This window comes from Paenibacillus sp. 2KB_20, assembly GCF_052115765.1.
Taxonomy (GTDB): Bacteria; Bacillota; Bacilli; order Paenibacillales; family Paenibacillaceae; genus Paenibacillus_AQ.
The window spans coordinates 36,350-51,603 of record NZ_JBFRHH010000017.1; the positions used below are offsets into that span (position 1 = coordinate 36,350).

At 46.9% G+C, this 15,254-nt stretch carries 20 protein-coding genes; all 20 read left to right on the forward strand.

What is annotated here, in order from left to right; genetic code table 11:
- Positions 1-75: 75 nt before the first annotated feature.
- The 20 genes from AB4124_RS29925 (at position 76) to AB4124_RS30020 (ending at position 15,243) form a co-directional block, all read left to right on the forward strand.
- Entirely contained in the window at positions 76-798 is a 723-nt protein-coding gene (locus AB4124_RS29925) for a class I SAM-dependent DNA methyltransferase (protein WP_441975083.1), read from the forward strand.
- A 15-nt stretch (positions 799-813) separates the two neighbouring features.
- The gene (locus tag AB4124_RS29930; protein ID WP_430104641.1) at positions 814-1,293 is read left to right on the forward strand and encodes a GNAT family N-acetyltransferase; all 480 of its coding nucleotides are present in this window, start codon (positions 814-816) and stop codon (positions 1,291-1,293) included.
- Between the two features lie 52 nt (positions 1,294-1,345).
- Complete coding sequence (locus AB4124_RS29935; RefSeq protein WP_441975084.1) at positions 1,346-2,002, forward strand: HAD family hydrolase; 657 nt, start codon at positions 1,346-1,348, stop codon at positions 2,000-2,002.
- A gap of 28 nt (positions 2,003-2,030) precedes the next feature.
- On the forward strand, positions 2,031-2,612 hold the full coding sequence (locus AB4124_RS29940; RefSeq protein ID WP_441975085.1) for a GNAT family N-acetyltransferase: 582 nt from the start codon (positions 2,031-2,033) through the stop codon (positions 2,610-2,612).
- Between the two features lie 271 nt (positions 2,613-2,883).
- Positions 2,884-3,582, forward strand: coding sequence for a YjjG family noncanonical pyrimidine nucleotidase (locus AB4124_RS29945; RefSeq protein WP_441975086.1), 699 nt, complete (start codon positions 2,884-2,886; stop codon positions 3,580-3,582).
- A 55-nt stretch (positions 3,583-3,637) separates the two neighbouring features.
- Positions 3,638-3,766, forward strand: coding sequence for a zinc ribbon domain-containing protein (locus AB4124_RS29950; protein ID WP_441975122.1), 129 nt, complete (start codon positions 3,638-3,640; stop codon positions 3,764-3,766).
- Positions 3,767-3,797: 31 nt separating this feature from the next.
- The gene (locus tag AB4124_RS29955; RefSeq protein ID WP_076321831.1) at positions 3,798-4,445 is read left to right on the forward strand and encodes an HAD family hydrolase; all 648 of its coding nucleotides are present in this window, start codon (positions 3,798-3,800) and stop codon (positions 4,443-4,445) included.
- A gap of 325 nt (positions 4,446-4,770) precedes the next feature.
- Entirely contained in the window at positions 4,771-5,388 is a 618-nt protein-coding gene (locus tag AB4124_RS29960) for a YqaA family protein (RefSeq protein WP_441975087.1), read from the forward strand.
- Complete coding sequence (locus AB4124_RS29965; protein WP_076321829.1) at positions 5,389-5,925, forward strand: phosphatase PAP2 family protein; 537 nt, start codon at positions 5,389-5,391, stop codon at positions 5,923-5,925.
- 22 nt (positions 5,926-5,947) lie between these two features.
- Entirely contained in the window at positions 5,948-7,189 is a 1,242-nt protein-coding gene (locus AB4124_RS29970) for an MGDG synthase family glycosyltransferase (protein WP_441975088.1), read from the forward strand.
- A gap of 18 nt (positions 7,190-7,207) precedes the next feature.
- Entirely contained in the window at positions 7,208-7,843 is a 636-nt protein-coding gene (locus AB4124_RS29975; RefSeq protein WP_076321827.1) for a DedA family protein, read from the forward strand.
- A gap of 174 nt (positions 7,844-8,017) precedes the next feature.
- Positions 8,018-8,383 carry a glyoxalase superfamily protein gene (locus AB4124_RS29980; RefSeq protein ID WP_076321826.1) on the forward strand — a complete coding sequence of 122 codons (366 nt, stop codon included), beginning with the start codon at positions 8,018-8,020 and terminating at the stop codon, positions 8,381-8,383.
- Positions 8,380-9,288 (forward strand): hypothetical protein, encoded by a 909-nt coding sequence (locus tag AB4124_RS29985; RefSeq protein WP_441975089.1) that lies wholly within the window; start codon positions 8,380-8,382, stop codon positions 9,286-9,288. The genes AB4124_RS29980 and AB4124_RS29985 overlap by 4 nt, the downstream gene beginning before the upstream one ends.
- A gap of 91 nt (positions 9,289-9,379) precedes the next feature.
- Positions 9,380-9,904: a YfiT family bacillithiol transferase gene (locus tag AB4124_RS29990; protein ID WP_441975090.1), complete on the forward strand. Its 525-nt coding sequence runs from the start codon at positions 9,380-9,382 to the stop codon at positions 9,902-9,904.
- A 157-nt stretch (positions 9,905-10,061) separates the two neighbouring features.
- A complete protein-coding gene (locus tag AB4124_RS29995; RefSeq protein ID WP_441975091.1) occupies positions 10,062-11,063 on the forward strand; it encodes a Gfo/Idh/MocA family protein in 1,002 nt (333 codons plus the stop codon).
- 22 nt (positions 11,064-11,085) lie between these two features.
- Positions 11,086-12,033 (forward strand): AraC family transcriptional regulator, encoded by a 948-nt coding sequence (locus tag AB4124_RS30000; RefSeq protein ID WP_076321822.1) that lies wholly within the window; start codon positions 11,086-11,088, stop codon positions 12,031-12,033.
- 14 nt (positions 12,034-12,047) lie between these two features.
- Entirely contained in the window at positions 12,048-13,136 is a 1,089-nt protein-coding gene (locus AB4124_RS30005) for a Gfo/Idh/MocA family protein (RefSeq protein WP_076321821.1), read from the forward strand.
- 188 nt (positions 13,137-13,324) lie between these two features.
- On the forward strand, positions 13,325-14,119 hold the full coding sequence (locus tag AB4124_RS30010) for a helix-turn-helix transcriptional regulator (protein WP_441975092.1): 795 nt from the start codon (positions 13,325-13,327) through the stop codon (positions 14,117-14,119).
- A 185-nt stretch (positions 14,120-14,304) separates the two neighbouring features.
- A complete protein-coding gene (locus tag AB4124_RS30015) occupies positions 14,305-14,796 on the forward strand; it encodes a DUF523 domain-containing protein (RefSeq protein ID WP_076321819.1) in 492 nt (163 codons plus the stop codon).
- 102 nt (positions 14,797-14,898) lie between these two features.
- A complete protein-coding gene (locus AB4124_RS30020; RefSeq protein ID WP_076321818.1) occupies positions 14,899-15,243 on the forward strand; it encodes a YojF family protein in 345 nt (114 codons plus the stop codon).
- The last annotated feature ends 11 nt before the right edge of the window (positions 15,244-15,254 follow it).

Here is a 15,254-nt window from a genome sequence, read left to right on the forward strand (position 1 = left end):
CTCAATCTGATGAACAGTTGTATAATCATGGAAGATGCCTGGCACGGATGACCCGGCTTGAGTTGATGTTATCCGATGCGGAAAGTTGGTGAATCCATGTTTGATTTATCGTCGAAATATTATGATGTAATTTACAGCCTTAAGGATTATAAGCAGGAGGCGCACCTGGTCCGGGAATATATTGAAGGACAGGGCAAGAATTACCGGACCATGCTCGATGTTGCCTGTGGAACTGCGGAACATGCTTTGTTCTTAAAGCAGTTCTATGCAATCGATGGTATTGATCTAAATACCGAATTCGTCTCGATAGCGAAGTCAAAAAATCCTGAGGGTGATTATTCGGTTGCCGACATGACCCGTTTTCACTTGGATCGGAAATATGATGTGATCCTGTGTCTGTTCAGCTCCATCGGTTATGTGAAAACGCTGGATCTATTGGTGCAGACCCTTACGCAGTTTAAGGAGCATCTGAACGAGGAGGGTGTCATTCTGGTTGAGCCGTGGTTTACACCGGATGTCTGGACCGCCGGAAGAGTGGACGCGATCATGACTGAGCGTCGCGGGATCCATATGAGCAGGATGTCCCATTCGGACCGCGAAGGCAATATTTCGATCATGAAATTCGAGTATTTGTTTGGAAGCGAGCATGGAATTGAACATTATACGGAGGAGCATCGTATGGGGCTCTTTACCGTGGATGAGATGATTAAGGCATTCCAGGAAGCGGGCCTTCACGTGGAGCATGATCCGCAAGGCTTGATTGGAAGAGGCATGTATATTGCACGAAATATGAAGTAAGGAGGAGCTTGTAATATGTACACCCATAGGCCGCTGGCAGACGAGGATTTATCAACGATATGCAGCTTTCCTCAAACGCCGGAGGAGCTGTTTTACGTGAGTCCCAGATCAGAGTTTCCTTGGACGCCGGAGCAAATCTTCAGTTTGCTAGAAAATCGATATGATCCTACGGTTATTGTTGAAGAATCTACAGGGCAGGTTGTCGCTTATGCGAATTTTTATGAGGATGTTGATCAATCTCTTTTGCTCGGCAATGTTATCGTTGCTCCGTCGCATAGGGGAATGGGAGCCGCACAGAAGCTGTTACAGACCATGATGGATATAGCAAAAGAGAAATATGGAATGACAACCTTTTCTCTTAGCTGCCATAATACCAACTCCAGAGGGCTGGTTTTTTATCATAAGCTTGGATTTGAGCCCTTCGATGTCCGTATTACGACGTTAGATGATGATCAGAAGATGATTACCATTCAGATGAGGATGAATTTAGTCTGAGTGGGATGGTGTATAGTCGTTCTTGAAGCAAAGGATGAAAGGGGAGCGAGGTATGTCCACCATTCAGGCAGTGCTGTTTGATTTTGATGGTACATTGGCAGATACGTTGCCGCTTTCGTTTAAAGCGTTCCGGGCGGTTTTCTTGAAATATGAAGGCAAAACGTTGACGGATGCGGAAATCGTGGAGACCTTTGGTCCAACGGAGGAAGAGATTATAACTAAATATCTCTCGAACCCAGCCCATGTTGTCGAAGCCGTAGAATATTATTACGAAGTGTTTGAGAAGGATTTTCAGAAGCATGTACAGGTGTCGGAATCGATCCAGAATCTAATCTCGAAGTTGTGGGATTTACATATACCCATGGTCATTATTACGGGCAAGAGCAGAAGGTGCCTGGATATCTGTCTTAGAAATCTGGAGCTGGACGGTTTTTTTGCCGCTACCATCACGGGTGATGAGGTTGAACGTTCCAAGCCGGACTCGGAAGGGATATTCAAAGCCGTTCAATTGCTCGGTCTGAGTACATCGGACGTGGTTTTTGTCGGCGACAGCGATGCCGATATAGCGGCAGGCAAATCAGCCCAGGTGCTCACCATTGGAGCGCATTGGTTTGATACCGTACAGAACGTAGAATTTAGCGTTGAACCTGATGATATTTATACTCGGCCCGATCAGTTAATAGCCCTCGTGATGGGCCAGGGAAAATGAGCGAGCGAATGAATGCAGGAGGACTATATTGAACAAGACAAGTATCCATTCCCCAGGAATGCCCTTCACCATTGAATGTGAGGACATCCTGCTCAGGGAATATATGGTGGAAGACCTTGATGCGATCTTTAAGATCACGCACGAACCTGAGATCAGACAGTTCCTGCCCGGTTGGGATGTACCCAGGGAACAGCGGCTCGAATGGTTAATCAACTATGAAATTGTGGAGAATCGGCAGTTCTTGCAGACCGTTCATGACGGCGGGGACGTGGGGAAGATGCGTCTGCGGCTAGCCATGGTCTTAAAAGAAACAGGCGAATGTATCGGCTGGTGCAATACAGGTCCTAAGGAAGAGCTGCCTCAGCCCAATCGAGAGATTATGTACGGAATCTCGAATCAGTATTACAATAAGGGATATACAACGCAAGCTGTACGGGCATTAATCCAGTTCTTGTTCCAGAATACAAGCGAGCGCGAGCTAAGCGCTTTAGCCGTCGTTCATAATCATGCCTCCAATAAAGTGATCCAAAAATGCGGGTTTAAGTATGTGGGGGATATCGAGCTTGAGCAGGAGCGGTATCATCTCTATAAACTCCGCAGAGAGGGTTAAGGAGGTATGATGAAACAACTTGCCTTGGGTGTAGGATTCTTCATTTTGACTGAATTGCTTCTATTTATACTCTTCGGAGTAGACGAATGGATCATGATAATACTGGCAGTAGGGGTAATCATTACATTGTTATTGTTAATACTTGTTCGTCTAACGGAACTTGTAAAGAGTAACAGGGATTATCTAGAGCACCAACACAGGCAGAAGATTCGGGAATTAAATCAGCAATCCAGATTGTCATAAGTTAAGCAGCATGAGAAGGAGGGCAGCCGTGCGTTACAACGTTATTTTATTTGATGCAGATGAAACATTATACGACTATGCCAAATCGGAGGCTTTTGCGTTGTCCGGCGTTTTTGGCGAGATTGATCAGGAGTGCACGGATGCCATCGTAGACAGCTACAGACGCATTAACCAGCAGTTGTGGCGTGATTTCGAGCAGGGGAAGGTTACACAAAGTGACTTGCGTACGGCCAGGTTTGACCGGCTGTTGGCAGAACACGACATCAAGTGCGCCTTGGATGCCAATGCCTTTAGCGATGTTTACATAAAATATCTAGGGCAAGGCTCCTTTCTGATGGAGGGGGCAGAAGAGCTGTGCAGTCAACTTGCGGAAAGCGGTCAACGAATGGCTATCATCACGAACGGAATCAAGGAAGTACAGTTTAACCGAATTAACCGGTCGGCGTTATGCGATTCCTTTGAATGCATCATTGTTTCGGAGGATGCTGGGTCCCAGAAGCCCCACGAAGGCATATTCGATTATGCATTCGATAAGTTGAATCATCCCGACAAGAAGGAGGTTCTCATCGTCGGCGATTCGTTATCTTCCGATATACAAGGAGGCATCCATTACGGGATTGATACCTGCTGGTATAATCCGCTGCGCAAGGCAAACCCGACATCCATTCAACCTAAGTATGAGATTCATTCGCTTATGGAACTGCACGATATTATTTCATCTGAGTGATCTCTATAACCCGTTGGATGAAGTATGAATGAAGACAACATGATCCATTTTTGATATCGATTATCATCATTATCTCTTCGTATCCTGTACCCGATGCGGCTTCGTCGAAGTATTCAATCCCGATGTGCTCAGAGGCCATAAAACCGGAGTGCTGGGAACGTTACTCGATATAATCTGGCGTTAACTAAAATACATATCAACAAAGGAGCATGAACATGATACAGGCATTTATTTTTGACATGGATGGGGTCATTATTGACAGTGAACCGCTTCACTTTGAAGTCGATATTCAGGTGATGAACGACTACGGATCAGCGATAACCCATGAACAGCTGGAGAAGTATGTAGGCATGACCAATCCGGAGATGTGGGCAGCCATTAAAGATGAACATCAGCTTGCTCAATCCGTTTCGGAAATCATTGAATACCAATTGTCCAATAAAATTGAAATACTCACCTCACGGGAAATGGAGCCTATAGATGGCATTCGGGAGCTCCTTGCGGAGCTTAAAGCACGTAACATACCGGCAGCTATTGCATCATCATCGCCACCAGTATTTATATCGGCCGTCTTGCGTAAGTTCGATCTCCTGGATCAGTTTGAATGTGTTGTAAGCGGTGAAGAAGTGGAGAAAGGGAAACCGGCACCGGATGTGTATCTTAAGGCGGCTGAACTGCTAGGAGTGAATCCAGAGCATTGCATGGTGCTTGAGGATGCAAGGCATGGCGTTGCTGCAGCGAAGGCGGCAGGAATGAATTGCATCGGCTTCGTGAACCCGAACTCGGGGAATCAGGACTTATCGCAGGCCGATCATGTGGTGAACTCGGTCCGAGAGGTCGCGCAAATTTGTCAATTTGAATAGTTCATGGTCTTAGAGCTTGGCAGTTTGGCCGCATATTGCGGCTAAGCTGTTTTTTTGTTTATGGTCCAAATGGTTATAATCTCAACTTATTGATCATAAAACTCGTTTATACTATATCTACTATATTATATCTACTATTAGTATCTAGACCTAAGTCTAGGTTGATTATCGTCTGAAGACGGAAGTCATCTTTCTTCAATCATGATATTCTTACATTAACATGATATGTGAGAGGAATGTGAACGGATGATTTCGGATATAAATTTGACCCACGATATCGCACAGTATAGGGATTGCCCAGTGTGTGCAGAGGAGACAAGGCCTGATGGATTTTTTACGTAATTTAGGCGATATCGGATTATTTATTCATGCCATGATCGATGCGATTATTTTTCCGATCCCGGCACTTTTCTCGCAATTGTCTTTAAGTGCATTGAGTCCGGACCGTGCGATCTGGCTCGCCTCGATCGGATTTGTCGGCTGCTTGATCGGAACGCCGATCGGTTATGGAATTGGCAAGGCTTCCGGAAATTTGGTCTTAACCAAGGTCATGAAGAAAAAATGGTACGATTCCGCCACCGTCTTGTTTACCAAGCATGGCGAAGCCGCAATTCTTGTCGGTGCTTTTACACCGATTCCCTTTAAAATCTTCACCATTCTATCCGGCTGCATGAGCTATCCCTTATGGAAACTTCTCACCTACGCAGCAATCGGACGCGCCGTGAAGTTCTATACCGTAGGTGTGCTCTTCTACGTATATGGCCGTGCTGCAGAGAATATGGTGGACAGCGTACTTACGATTATTTTGATGTCCGTAGGTGCTCTGATTGGAGGGATTTGGCTGACGGTTCACTTTATCAAGAAACGCAGGAAAAAACGTTCGGAAATCCCTGTCGTGCAGGGTTCAAAAGATTCAGTTGATGTAACGGCAGGTGAAGAATGAATGATCGAGCGATTACGAAGATTTGATCACCGGGTATTTGTCTGGTGCAACCAGACGATCAGCAACAGAGCCTTTGATCGGTTGTTCGGCGGCATTACCCATCTCGGTGGAGCCACCTTTACTATTCTGAGCGCACTGCTCATCGCCTGGGCTGCATTTGAAGCATGGGACATAACGGCATATCAGAGTGCCATTGCCTTAACCATTAGCCATCTGATTGTTGTCCTCATCAAGAAGATCGTCAGAAGAGATCGTCCGTTTAGGGTTCTAGAGCAGGTGAAGATTGGAAATTTTCCATTGAAGGACTATTCCTTCCCGTCAGGACACACCACGGCGATCTTTGCCGTCATTACACCATTGTTGTTTTTGGTATCTCCGCTGCCTACGATACTGCTAATTATCCTGGCTGCGCTGGTCGGTCTATCCCGTATATATTGGGGATATCATTACCCAACTGATTGCCTGGCAGGCAGTCTGATTGGATTCGGTTCTGGATGGCTGGTCGTTTACCTGATGCATGTCATTGGAATCACATAACGTTAGATAAGGAGTAATATTCATGAGATCCATATATGAGCAAAAAATCATCATATTAACCGGAAGTCTGGGAGAGGGTCACAACCAGGCATCAAAGGCCATTGTGGAATCAGCAAAAAGAAACTACCCTCATCTGCGCGTGAAAGTCATTGATTACATGGAGTTAACCCATCCACGGCTGCATGTGGCGGGTCAGTTTTTCTTTGTGCAATGGATGAAGCACTTTCCATCCTTTTATGGATACTTATTCCAGAAAACGCGCGAGGAAAACACCCTCATCCAGATGCTGAAACGCTTTAGTACCTTCAGTCTTCACAGGCTCAGCACGATGCTGGAAACGGAAAATCCGGCTATCGTGGTCAGTACCTTTCCGCCGGCAGCAGCGGGCATGTCTCTGCTGAAAGCGATGGGGTTCACTAATGTGCCGACGGCAACCGTCATGACGGACCATACGGATCACAGCTACTGGATACACTCTCATACGGATTATTACATGGTTGGTTCCGATGTGGTACAGGTTGCATTGGAGCGCAAAGGCGTGCCAAGCGAAAAGATCTCTGTGACCGGCATACCCGTTAATCCGCTGTATAGTCAACCTGTCGATCCGGAACGGCTCCGAGCCTATTACGGCTTGTGTCCATCCGAACAGGTCGTGCTGATTATGGGCGGTGGAGAAGGGATGATCGATAAAGAAATTATCGAACTCTTGAAATCAAGGGCATACCCGCAGGGTGTTCGGTTTATGGTCGTGTGCGGCCGCAATATGAAATTATATCAATCACTGCTGGAGGAGTTTTCAGATCATCCGCAAATCACGGTCATGGGTTACGTAGATCGTATGCATGAATTGATGGCGATAGCGGACCTGATGGTGACAAAGCCGGGAGGCCTCACGATTTCCGAGGCATTAACGATGGAACGGCCGATGCTGTTAGTGAAACCCTTGCCAGGCCAAGAGCAGGATAATGCGGACTACCTGGTTGGAATAGGCGTGGCACGGCAAGCCATGGCGGGTGAACTGCAGCACCAATTGCTAACATTAATTACAAGTCCGCCCTTATTGCAAGAAATGAAGCGAAGAGCGGCCATTAACACGCATAAAGATTCAGCTTTATCAGTCCTGACAAGATTGATGGATATTCAACAGAATCAGCGCCATTCTCATGAATGGTCTGAAAATATGAATCCGGTGCCCTACGAGGTGCTGAACAAAGAAGTTTATGTAAATGATGCTCTACAACACTACTATGACAGTTATCGGTAAGATGAAGGAGTTTTCCCCATGAATTTGTTTGAATTGGTTGAGCAGTTGTTTGAACAATACGGCTACCTGGTGTTATTGATTGGGCTTCCCCTTGATTTTATTGCTCTTCCAATTCCTCCTGGAAATAGTACCTTAACCTATACCGGGTTTCTAACCTATAAAGGTATCATCGATATGGTTCCTGCCGTTGGATCTGCTTTTATGGGAGCGGCCATGGGGCTAACCATTACCTATATCCTGGGATACAAGCTGGGGATGCCGCTTATAGAGCGCTATGGAAAATGGCTGTTTATTAAGCCGTCCCTTGTAGAGAAAACGCAGGCCTATTACAACAAGTATGGAAATAAGCTGCTCATTATTTGTTTTTTCATACCCGGGGTCAGGCAATTTATCGGGTATTTTATCGGCATGATTCGGGTTCCCTATCGAACGGTGTGGCTATATGGGTACACGGGCGTAGCCTCATGGGTGTTGGTCTTTTTCAGCATAGGCTTTATATTCGGCGAGCAGTGGCAGTACATTCTGAATGTGGTTGAGCATTATTTGAAAGTGATCTTTATCTGCCTGGGTAGTTCATTTCTCGTTCTGCTGGTGTGGAGTCGTGTTAAACGCGAGAAAGCCAAGAAGCTGCCCAAAGTGACCAGGAACGAATAGTTATAAATGAAAAGAATACTTGCCAAAGATGGCCCAGCAAACGTGGTTTTATGTATCTGTGCTGGGTTTTTATTTTTGGGACGAGCCCTTACAGAATTTATGATATATTCTAAATAAGTCAGCAGTACATACATAAGGAGTTTGAAAAATAAAGGATGTAGTAGGGGGCAGATCATGAGCAAAATCATACCATTATTCAGGGTATTCGATGAAACAAAGGCAAGGGAATTCTATATCCAATATCTTGGTTTTACCTTGGATTGGGAACATCGGTTTGATGACTCGGCACCGCTCTACATGCAAATAACAAAGGATTTGTTAACGATTCATTTGACGGAGCATTACGGAGACTGTTCCCCAGGAGCAGCCATTCGCGTGGAGATGGCAGGGATTGAAGGTTTTCACGAACAGCTGCTAAGCCAGAACTATCCGTATTCCAGGCCCGGAATCGAGACTGCACCTTGGAACAGCAAAGAACTATGTGTCGTTGATCCATTCGGCAACCGAATCACTTTCTACGAGGAGTTGGAATCCAAGTGAAGAAGCTAAACAGGATGCGATTTGAACAAGCCAGGCAATATATGCTGCACCAGGCCAGGGACCTTGAACGGGCACTATTCCGGTACGAATTCGAGGACGGGTCGTTTACGGACGTATTAACCGAGCTTGCCAGCTACCAGAACGAGGACGGTGGATTTGGTCATGGTCTTGAGCCCGATCTTCGCTGCAAGGAGTCATCTGCTCTGGCAACAACCAGAGCGCTTGAGATTCTTCGGTTAAATCCAGATCATCCGGAGCGCAGTGAACGGGTTATATCTGCGTTAAAGTATCTTGAGCACTCCTATGTGCCAGAGCGGTCAGGGTGGGACATTATTCCTAAGGAAGCCGAGCAGTCTCCGAGGGCGGTCTGGTGGCAGTACGGAGCCTTCAAGGATCATTGGGGAAATCCGAATGCGGATATCACCGCCTATTTTATCGACGAGCGGGAGTTATACCCTTTAGAGTTTTTGGAATCAAGGATTGATTATGCTGTGAACTACCTGAAACAATCTAGCGATCTTCATGAAATGCATGAATTGTTTTGTTATTTGCGCTTGAACGAAAGATTGCCGAAAGAACAGGCTTCCGAGATCGAAGAAACCCTTGAGGTCTTCATGGATAATTGCATAAGCAGGGATCCTGGCAGCCGCGAGGGATACGGAGCAACGCCTCTCAGCATTATGGATTCTCCGAATTCACCTTATTTTGCTAAATACCAAGAGCTTCTGCCGCTGGAACTGGATTTGCTTATAGAGAATCAAGGGGAAGATGGTGCCTGGGAGCCCAATTGGAGCTGGTACCAGTACGAAGAGGTATGGCCGTTGGCCAAGGAGGAATGGAAGGGCATTCTGACATGGAATGCACTTCGGACGCTGCGTAATTTTGAAAGGATTGCGGTGGATTGACATCGGATCAGGAATACTGGACTCGTTGTAAAATGCTAATATCATTACCATACGAATTTTACAAAAAATGATGGTCAAGGAGTGATGGAACATGGATTTGAGATACCCGATAGGGCAATTTGAATGGGAAGGGCACTCCGCGCCTGAACAAAGGGAGCCCTGGATTCAAGAGATTAAGAGCCTGCCGGAGAAACTGAGGGCCGCAGTCCAGGGGCTAAGCCAGGAACAACTGAATGTATCTTATCGAGATGGAGGTTGGACGATCCGTCAAGTCGTTCACCATCTTGCAGATAGCCACATGAACAGCTATATTCGGTTTAAACTTGCTTTAACGGAAGACAACCCAACAATTAAGCCTTATGACGAGCAGAAGTGGGCAGCCCTTCAAGATTCATTGATACTGGACATTGAGGCATCGCTTGTTTTGCTTGATGGCATGCATGCCAGATGGGGTGCTTTGTTAGACATCATGGATAACGGAGACTATCTCAGAACGTTCTATCACCCAGAGAACCAGCGAAAAACCAGTCTGGAATACGCCATGGGCATGTACGCCTGGCATGGAAAGCACCATACTGCACATATCACATCTGCAAGAGAACGATTGAAATTTTAGATACAGCACAGCCTACTCCGTCAACTGGCGGAGTTTTTTACGTGTCACCGTGTCGTGATATCTAACTTGATTGTCGCAATTTTACACTGTGAATCGGGCGGTTCGTGTGATAGATTAATGGCATGATGTCTTAATATTAGATACTGAGGTGACGAGAATGATTAGAATCGGTAAAATTAGTTATTGGCATGTGCACGCGTGGGATTATACGAAACAAGCGCAGGAGCATCCGGATGCTCAAATCGTAGCGGTATGGGATGAGAACCCAGAGCGCGGAAGAGAAGCGGCGGAGAAGCAAGGCGTACCTTTTTATGAATCCTTGGATGACATGCTGCAAAGTGACGATATCGATGCCGTGATCGTGGATGCTCCGACATCCATGCATAGAGAAGTGATGTTGAAAGCTGCGGCAGCAGGCAAACACATTTTCACGGAAAAAGTAATTGCTGCCACCCTGCAAGAGGTCAATGATATCATCAATGCCGTGAATGAGAACCAAGTCAAATTAACGGTATCGCTACCGCGACTGAATGACGGTTATACTTTGGCGATCCGCGAGGTATTGCAGCAAGAGTTGCTTGGCACCGTAACACTTGTTCGTGTACGCTTGTCTCATAATGGCGCGACTGCCGGATGGCTGCCTGAGCATTTTTACAGCCTGGAGCAGTGCCGCGGAGGTGCCTTAATCGATCTGGGATGTCATCCGATGTATTTGACACGCTTGTTCCTCGGTGAAGAAGCGGTTGATGTCAATGCGAATTTCGGATACATCACGGGTAAAGAGGTGGAAGACAACGCCGTTGCTACGCTCTCTACTGCTACAGGGGCTGTCGGTGTGGTAGAAGCCGGATTTGTTAACAGCTTCTCGCCATTTACGATTGAAATTCATGGTACGGATGGTACGATCCTGTACGGAACGCCGGATAGCAAACTTCTGATTCGTTCAACGAAAAAAGAAGAGTACAAGGATGCTTGGGTTGAGCTGCCGGTACCGGCGAATCGTGCAAGTGCATTTGAACAATGGATTTCCCATATTCAAGAGGATACCATTGCAGAGGAAAATATCGCATTTGCGGTTGAACTAACCAAACTGATGGAAGCATCCAACCGTTCGGCCAAAGAGCATCGCGCCATTCGTTTGGATGAACTGCAAGCATAAGATACAGGGATGATGCATCAGGATGAATAACCATTTTCCATACGAATTGATGAAAGATCGGCAGGATGCCTTGGAGCGACTTGATCTGAGAGTCTATTGGGGGCGTTATGAGATCCGGGTTCTTCGGTTTCATCTCACCACCTTTCCGCCAGGAAAGATTGTCTCCTTCCACAAGCATGCGGAGTATGAGTTTCATTTCATACCCCGCGGCAAGGGGACCGTTATTATGGAAGAGGAGCCTTATCCGCTGCGGGAAGGCATGTTTTATTTAACGGGTCCGAATGTGCTTCATTATCAGGAGGCGGATGCAGCGGAGCCGATGGACGAATTATGTCTGCATGTGGACATTATTCCACGCGATGAGGTATCCGATCATGAGAGCCAGGCGCTGCCTGTTTCGGATCCATGGGAAATGGCGGAAGCCGATGACTGTATGGAGAAGCTGAGGGGATTACCGCTGAAGCCAACGATGGATATCCATCGCGCGATGCCTTATTTCCTTGAGGCTTATCAGGCTTCTCAGGAGAAGTATTCGGGTCTGTATACAACGATTAAGCAGTGCATTATTCAGATATTGCTGCGCGCTGTACGCGCGTATGAATCCGAGCCATCGGAAGCGGAACTGCCTTCACGGGATATGAAGGCTTACCGCTATCAATTGGCCCTGGAGTATATTCATGCAAACTCTTCGGGAGAGGTTGTACTGGATGACGTCGCGGAGAAGCTGCATATCAGCTCAAGGCAGCTGCAGCGAATATTCAAGGAGCAAGCGGAAGGGCAGTCCTTCAGCGAAATACTGGAACATGTCCGCCTTGAAGCCGTATGCAGGAAGCTGATCGATACCAATTGGTCGATTGATAAAATCGCCATCCACGAAGGCTTCTCAAGCGGAAGTTATTTGCATACCGTGTTTCGAAAGAGATATGGATATACGCCATCAACATATCGAGCAATGAATGTGAAATTGTAGGGGGAGTATCAGCCATGAGCAAAACCATTCGAATAGGAATTATTGGAAGCGGCGGCATTGCGGGGGAGCATGCAAAGTATTATAAACAAATTGACGATGTGCAGATTGTTGCCGTAGCTGATATTTTACCCGGCAGAGCCGATCAATTTATTGAGCGCTGGGGACTTCAGGGGGCGATCGGATTTGATGATCACCGCAGATTGTTGGATCTCGACCTGGATGGCGTAAGCATCTGTACGCCAAACGTCGCTCATTATAGTACCACGATTGATGCGCTGTCAGCGGGCAAACACGTAATGCTCGAGAAACCGATGTCGGTCACGTTGGATGAAGCCATAGAGATGGTCCAGATCGCGAAGAAGACAGGGAATATGCTCAATGTAGGCTTCCAGCCGCGTTATGATCCGAACATGGGCATCATTAAGAATCTGATCCAAAACGGTGAGCTTGGAAAAGTCTATTATGTGGAAACCGGAGGCGGTCGCCGCCGTGGAATGCCGGGTGGCACGTTTGTCCGACAGGAGATTTCAGGGGCAGGTGCCATGGCGGACATTGGCTGTTATTCCTTGGATATGGCCCTGAACGCACTTGGATATCCCAAACCGTTGACGGTATCCGCGTATACATCGAATTATTTTGGCACGAATCCCAAATATCACTCCGAATCCGGAGCGTTTAACGTCGAGGATTTCGGCGTAGCGATGATACGATTCGAAGGAGACCTTGTGCTTAACTTTAAAACTTCGTGGGCTATGCATATGGATACCTTGGGGGCGACCATGTTCCTTGGAACGGATGCGGGCATGAAGATTACACCGGCAGGTTCAGGTCCTTGGAGCGGTGTGTGGGATGGGAAGGTAGGATCGATCTCCTTGTTCCATGATATCCAAGGTCATCATACCGAAAGCGCAATACCGCTGGTCCACCATGAGCTTAACGTATTTGAGGAGAAAATCAAGGATTTCGTAAGCGCTGTGCGCGAAGGCAAGCCGGCACCGATCCCGGGCGAGCAGGTGCTTCGGAATCAAGCGATTCTGGACGGCATCTTGCGGTCTTCCCAAAGCAAAAAAGAGGTTGAGATTCATATTCCGGACTTGGATTGATGGTAAGAAAGCCGTGCGTACAGCGCGGCTTTTTTTGTGCGTTATGATACTTGTAGGGTGATATTTTTAACATATAAAAGCTTCCATTTTTTAGATGGATATGATAGTATAAATGCGAACAATTGTTCCTCGAGAGAGTTGGATTGGACCCAGACATAATATCCGGAATGAAGGATGGTGCAGACCTGATGACTGATCGATATGCTGAAATCGATGAGGTAATCGCGTATATTCACAATAATATTTATGAGCCTCTTCCGTTATCGACACTGGCGGACTACATAGGATACAGCCCATATCATTTTTCGCGTATATTTAAGGATCGAATCGGACTGCCTCCATTATATTACGTGTCCTCACTTCGTTTGGAGAAGGCGAAGGACTTGCTATTACATACACATCTGAGTATCCGGGATGTCGCCATGGAGATCGGTCAGCAGAGTCTGGGTACATTTACGACACGCTTTACGGAAAGAGTAGGAGTGAGCCCTTCCCAGTTTCGAAACTCGAGGGAAGAGGCGGACGAGCATCTGTTATCCCTGCAGAAACTGAACAGCTGGCGTGACTCCATACCGGTTGTGAATCCCAATCTGACAGTTGAGGGCACGGTAGAGGCAACGGCTCCATTTCAGGGTGTCATCTTGATCGGGCTGTTCGCCAAGCCGATTCCCGAAGGTTTACCGTTATACGGAACTTTGTTATCCTCCGTCGGCTCGTTTCGGTTCGGCGACGTCAGACCCGGAACGTATTATCTGATGGCTACTTCGGTCCCATGGGGCATGCAGGCGGTTGATTTCTTGCTTCCTAAGTCTACCACGCTGCGTACCCGTTCGAAGGAACCCATTATCGTTACCCCTAACTTCAAGACCCCGCATCTTCATGTAACTCTGCATGTTCCCCGGCTGGATGATCCGCCGATTCTGATTTCTTTGCCATTATTAATGAATCATTTTCTCAAAAGGGTTGCTCCCATGCTGCGTTGAGCCCTGGAGAGGATCGGTTCGTATGTTGATACACTTTTTGGCATTGAAGGCTACCGCACACCATGGCAGCTCTTCATTGCATTTCGTTGACATTTGGGGTCTGATTCCTGATACTTAAATGAGGGCGAATGGCATAGGCAGTATTGTTATTTGTAAGTAAGAACGAGAGATTTGAGGTGTCACCTGTGATTGTTGTAAGCTCGTGTTTAGCCGGTTTGCAGGTTCGTTATAACGCTACAGACAGTTTGGATGCGAACATTCAGCAACTGGTCAAATCGAAGAAAGCTGTGACCGTATGTCCCGAACTTCTTGGCGGATTCTCAACTCCACGGGAGCCTGCGGAGATCGTTGGAGGAAACGGTGATGACGTACTGGCAGGGAATGCTAGAGTGGTTGAATTGTCCGGGAAAGACGTGACCGAGATGTATATAAATGGTGCCTACCAAGCGCTTCGAGTGGCGCAAGAGCTCGGAGCATTGCTGATCGTCCTGAAAGAGAGCAGTCCTTCCTGCGGCAGTGCCATGATTTATAATGGAGAATTTGCCAATGAGAAGATAGCCGGTTATGGCGTAACTACGGCTCTGCTGCGCAGGGAAGGTTATAAGGTTATTTCAGAGCACGACCTTAGCGTATATGCAGCACAGCCGGAATACGCCTCTCTTTTTATTGGGAGATAAATCAAACGTCTTCGTTTATATATTTTCGTCCTGCTCTATAATTATGATAGAATTATCATATCGACTGCTTACATGTTGTGATTCTTTATATTGGAGGGAATTATGGAACTCATAAATCAAACCGAAGTACAACAAATGATTGATAAATTGAAGGACCAGGATTTATATATTCACCTTGAGATGACAACAGGCGCTTATGCTGCCCATTATGACAGCACGAAGCACCCCGCGGCTAACTTTATTACGAATGCAACCATTCGTTACAGCCACGGTTCTATATCCGGCAATGGACCCTATCGGGTTGGATTGAAAATGAGTCAAGGCTGGGTATATACGGAAGGACTCACCCATTTCGAACAGAGTGATACCGATCGGCTGATCATGGCAGGTCATGACAGTCAGGGCAAACTGGTTGTCGCTTTGCAGCTGAGCCGGGAGCCTTTTTAATAGAGAGAGGA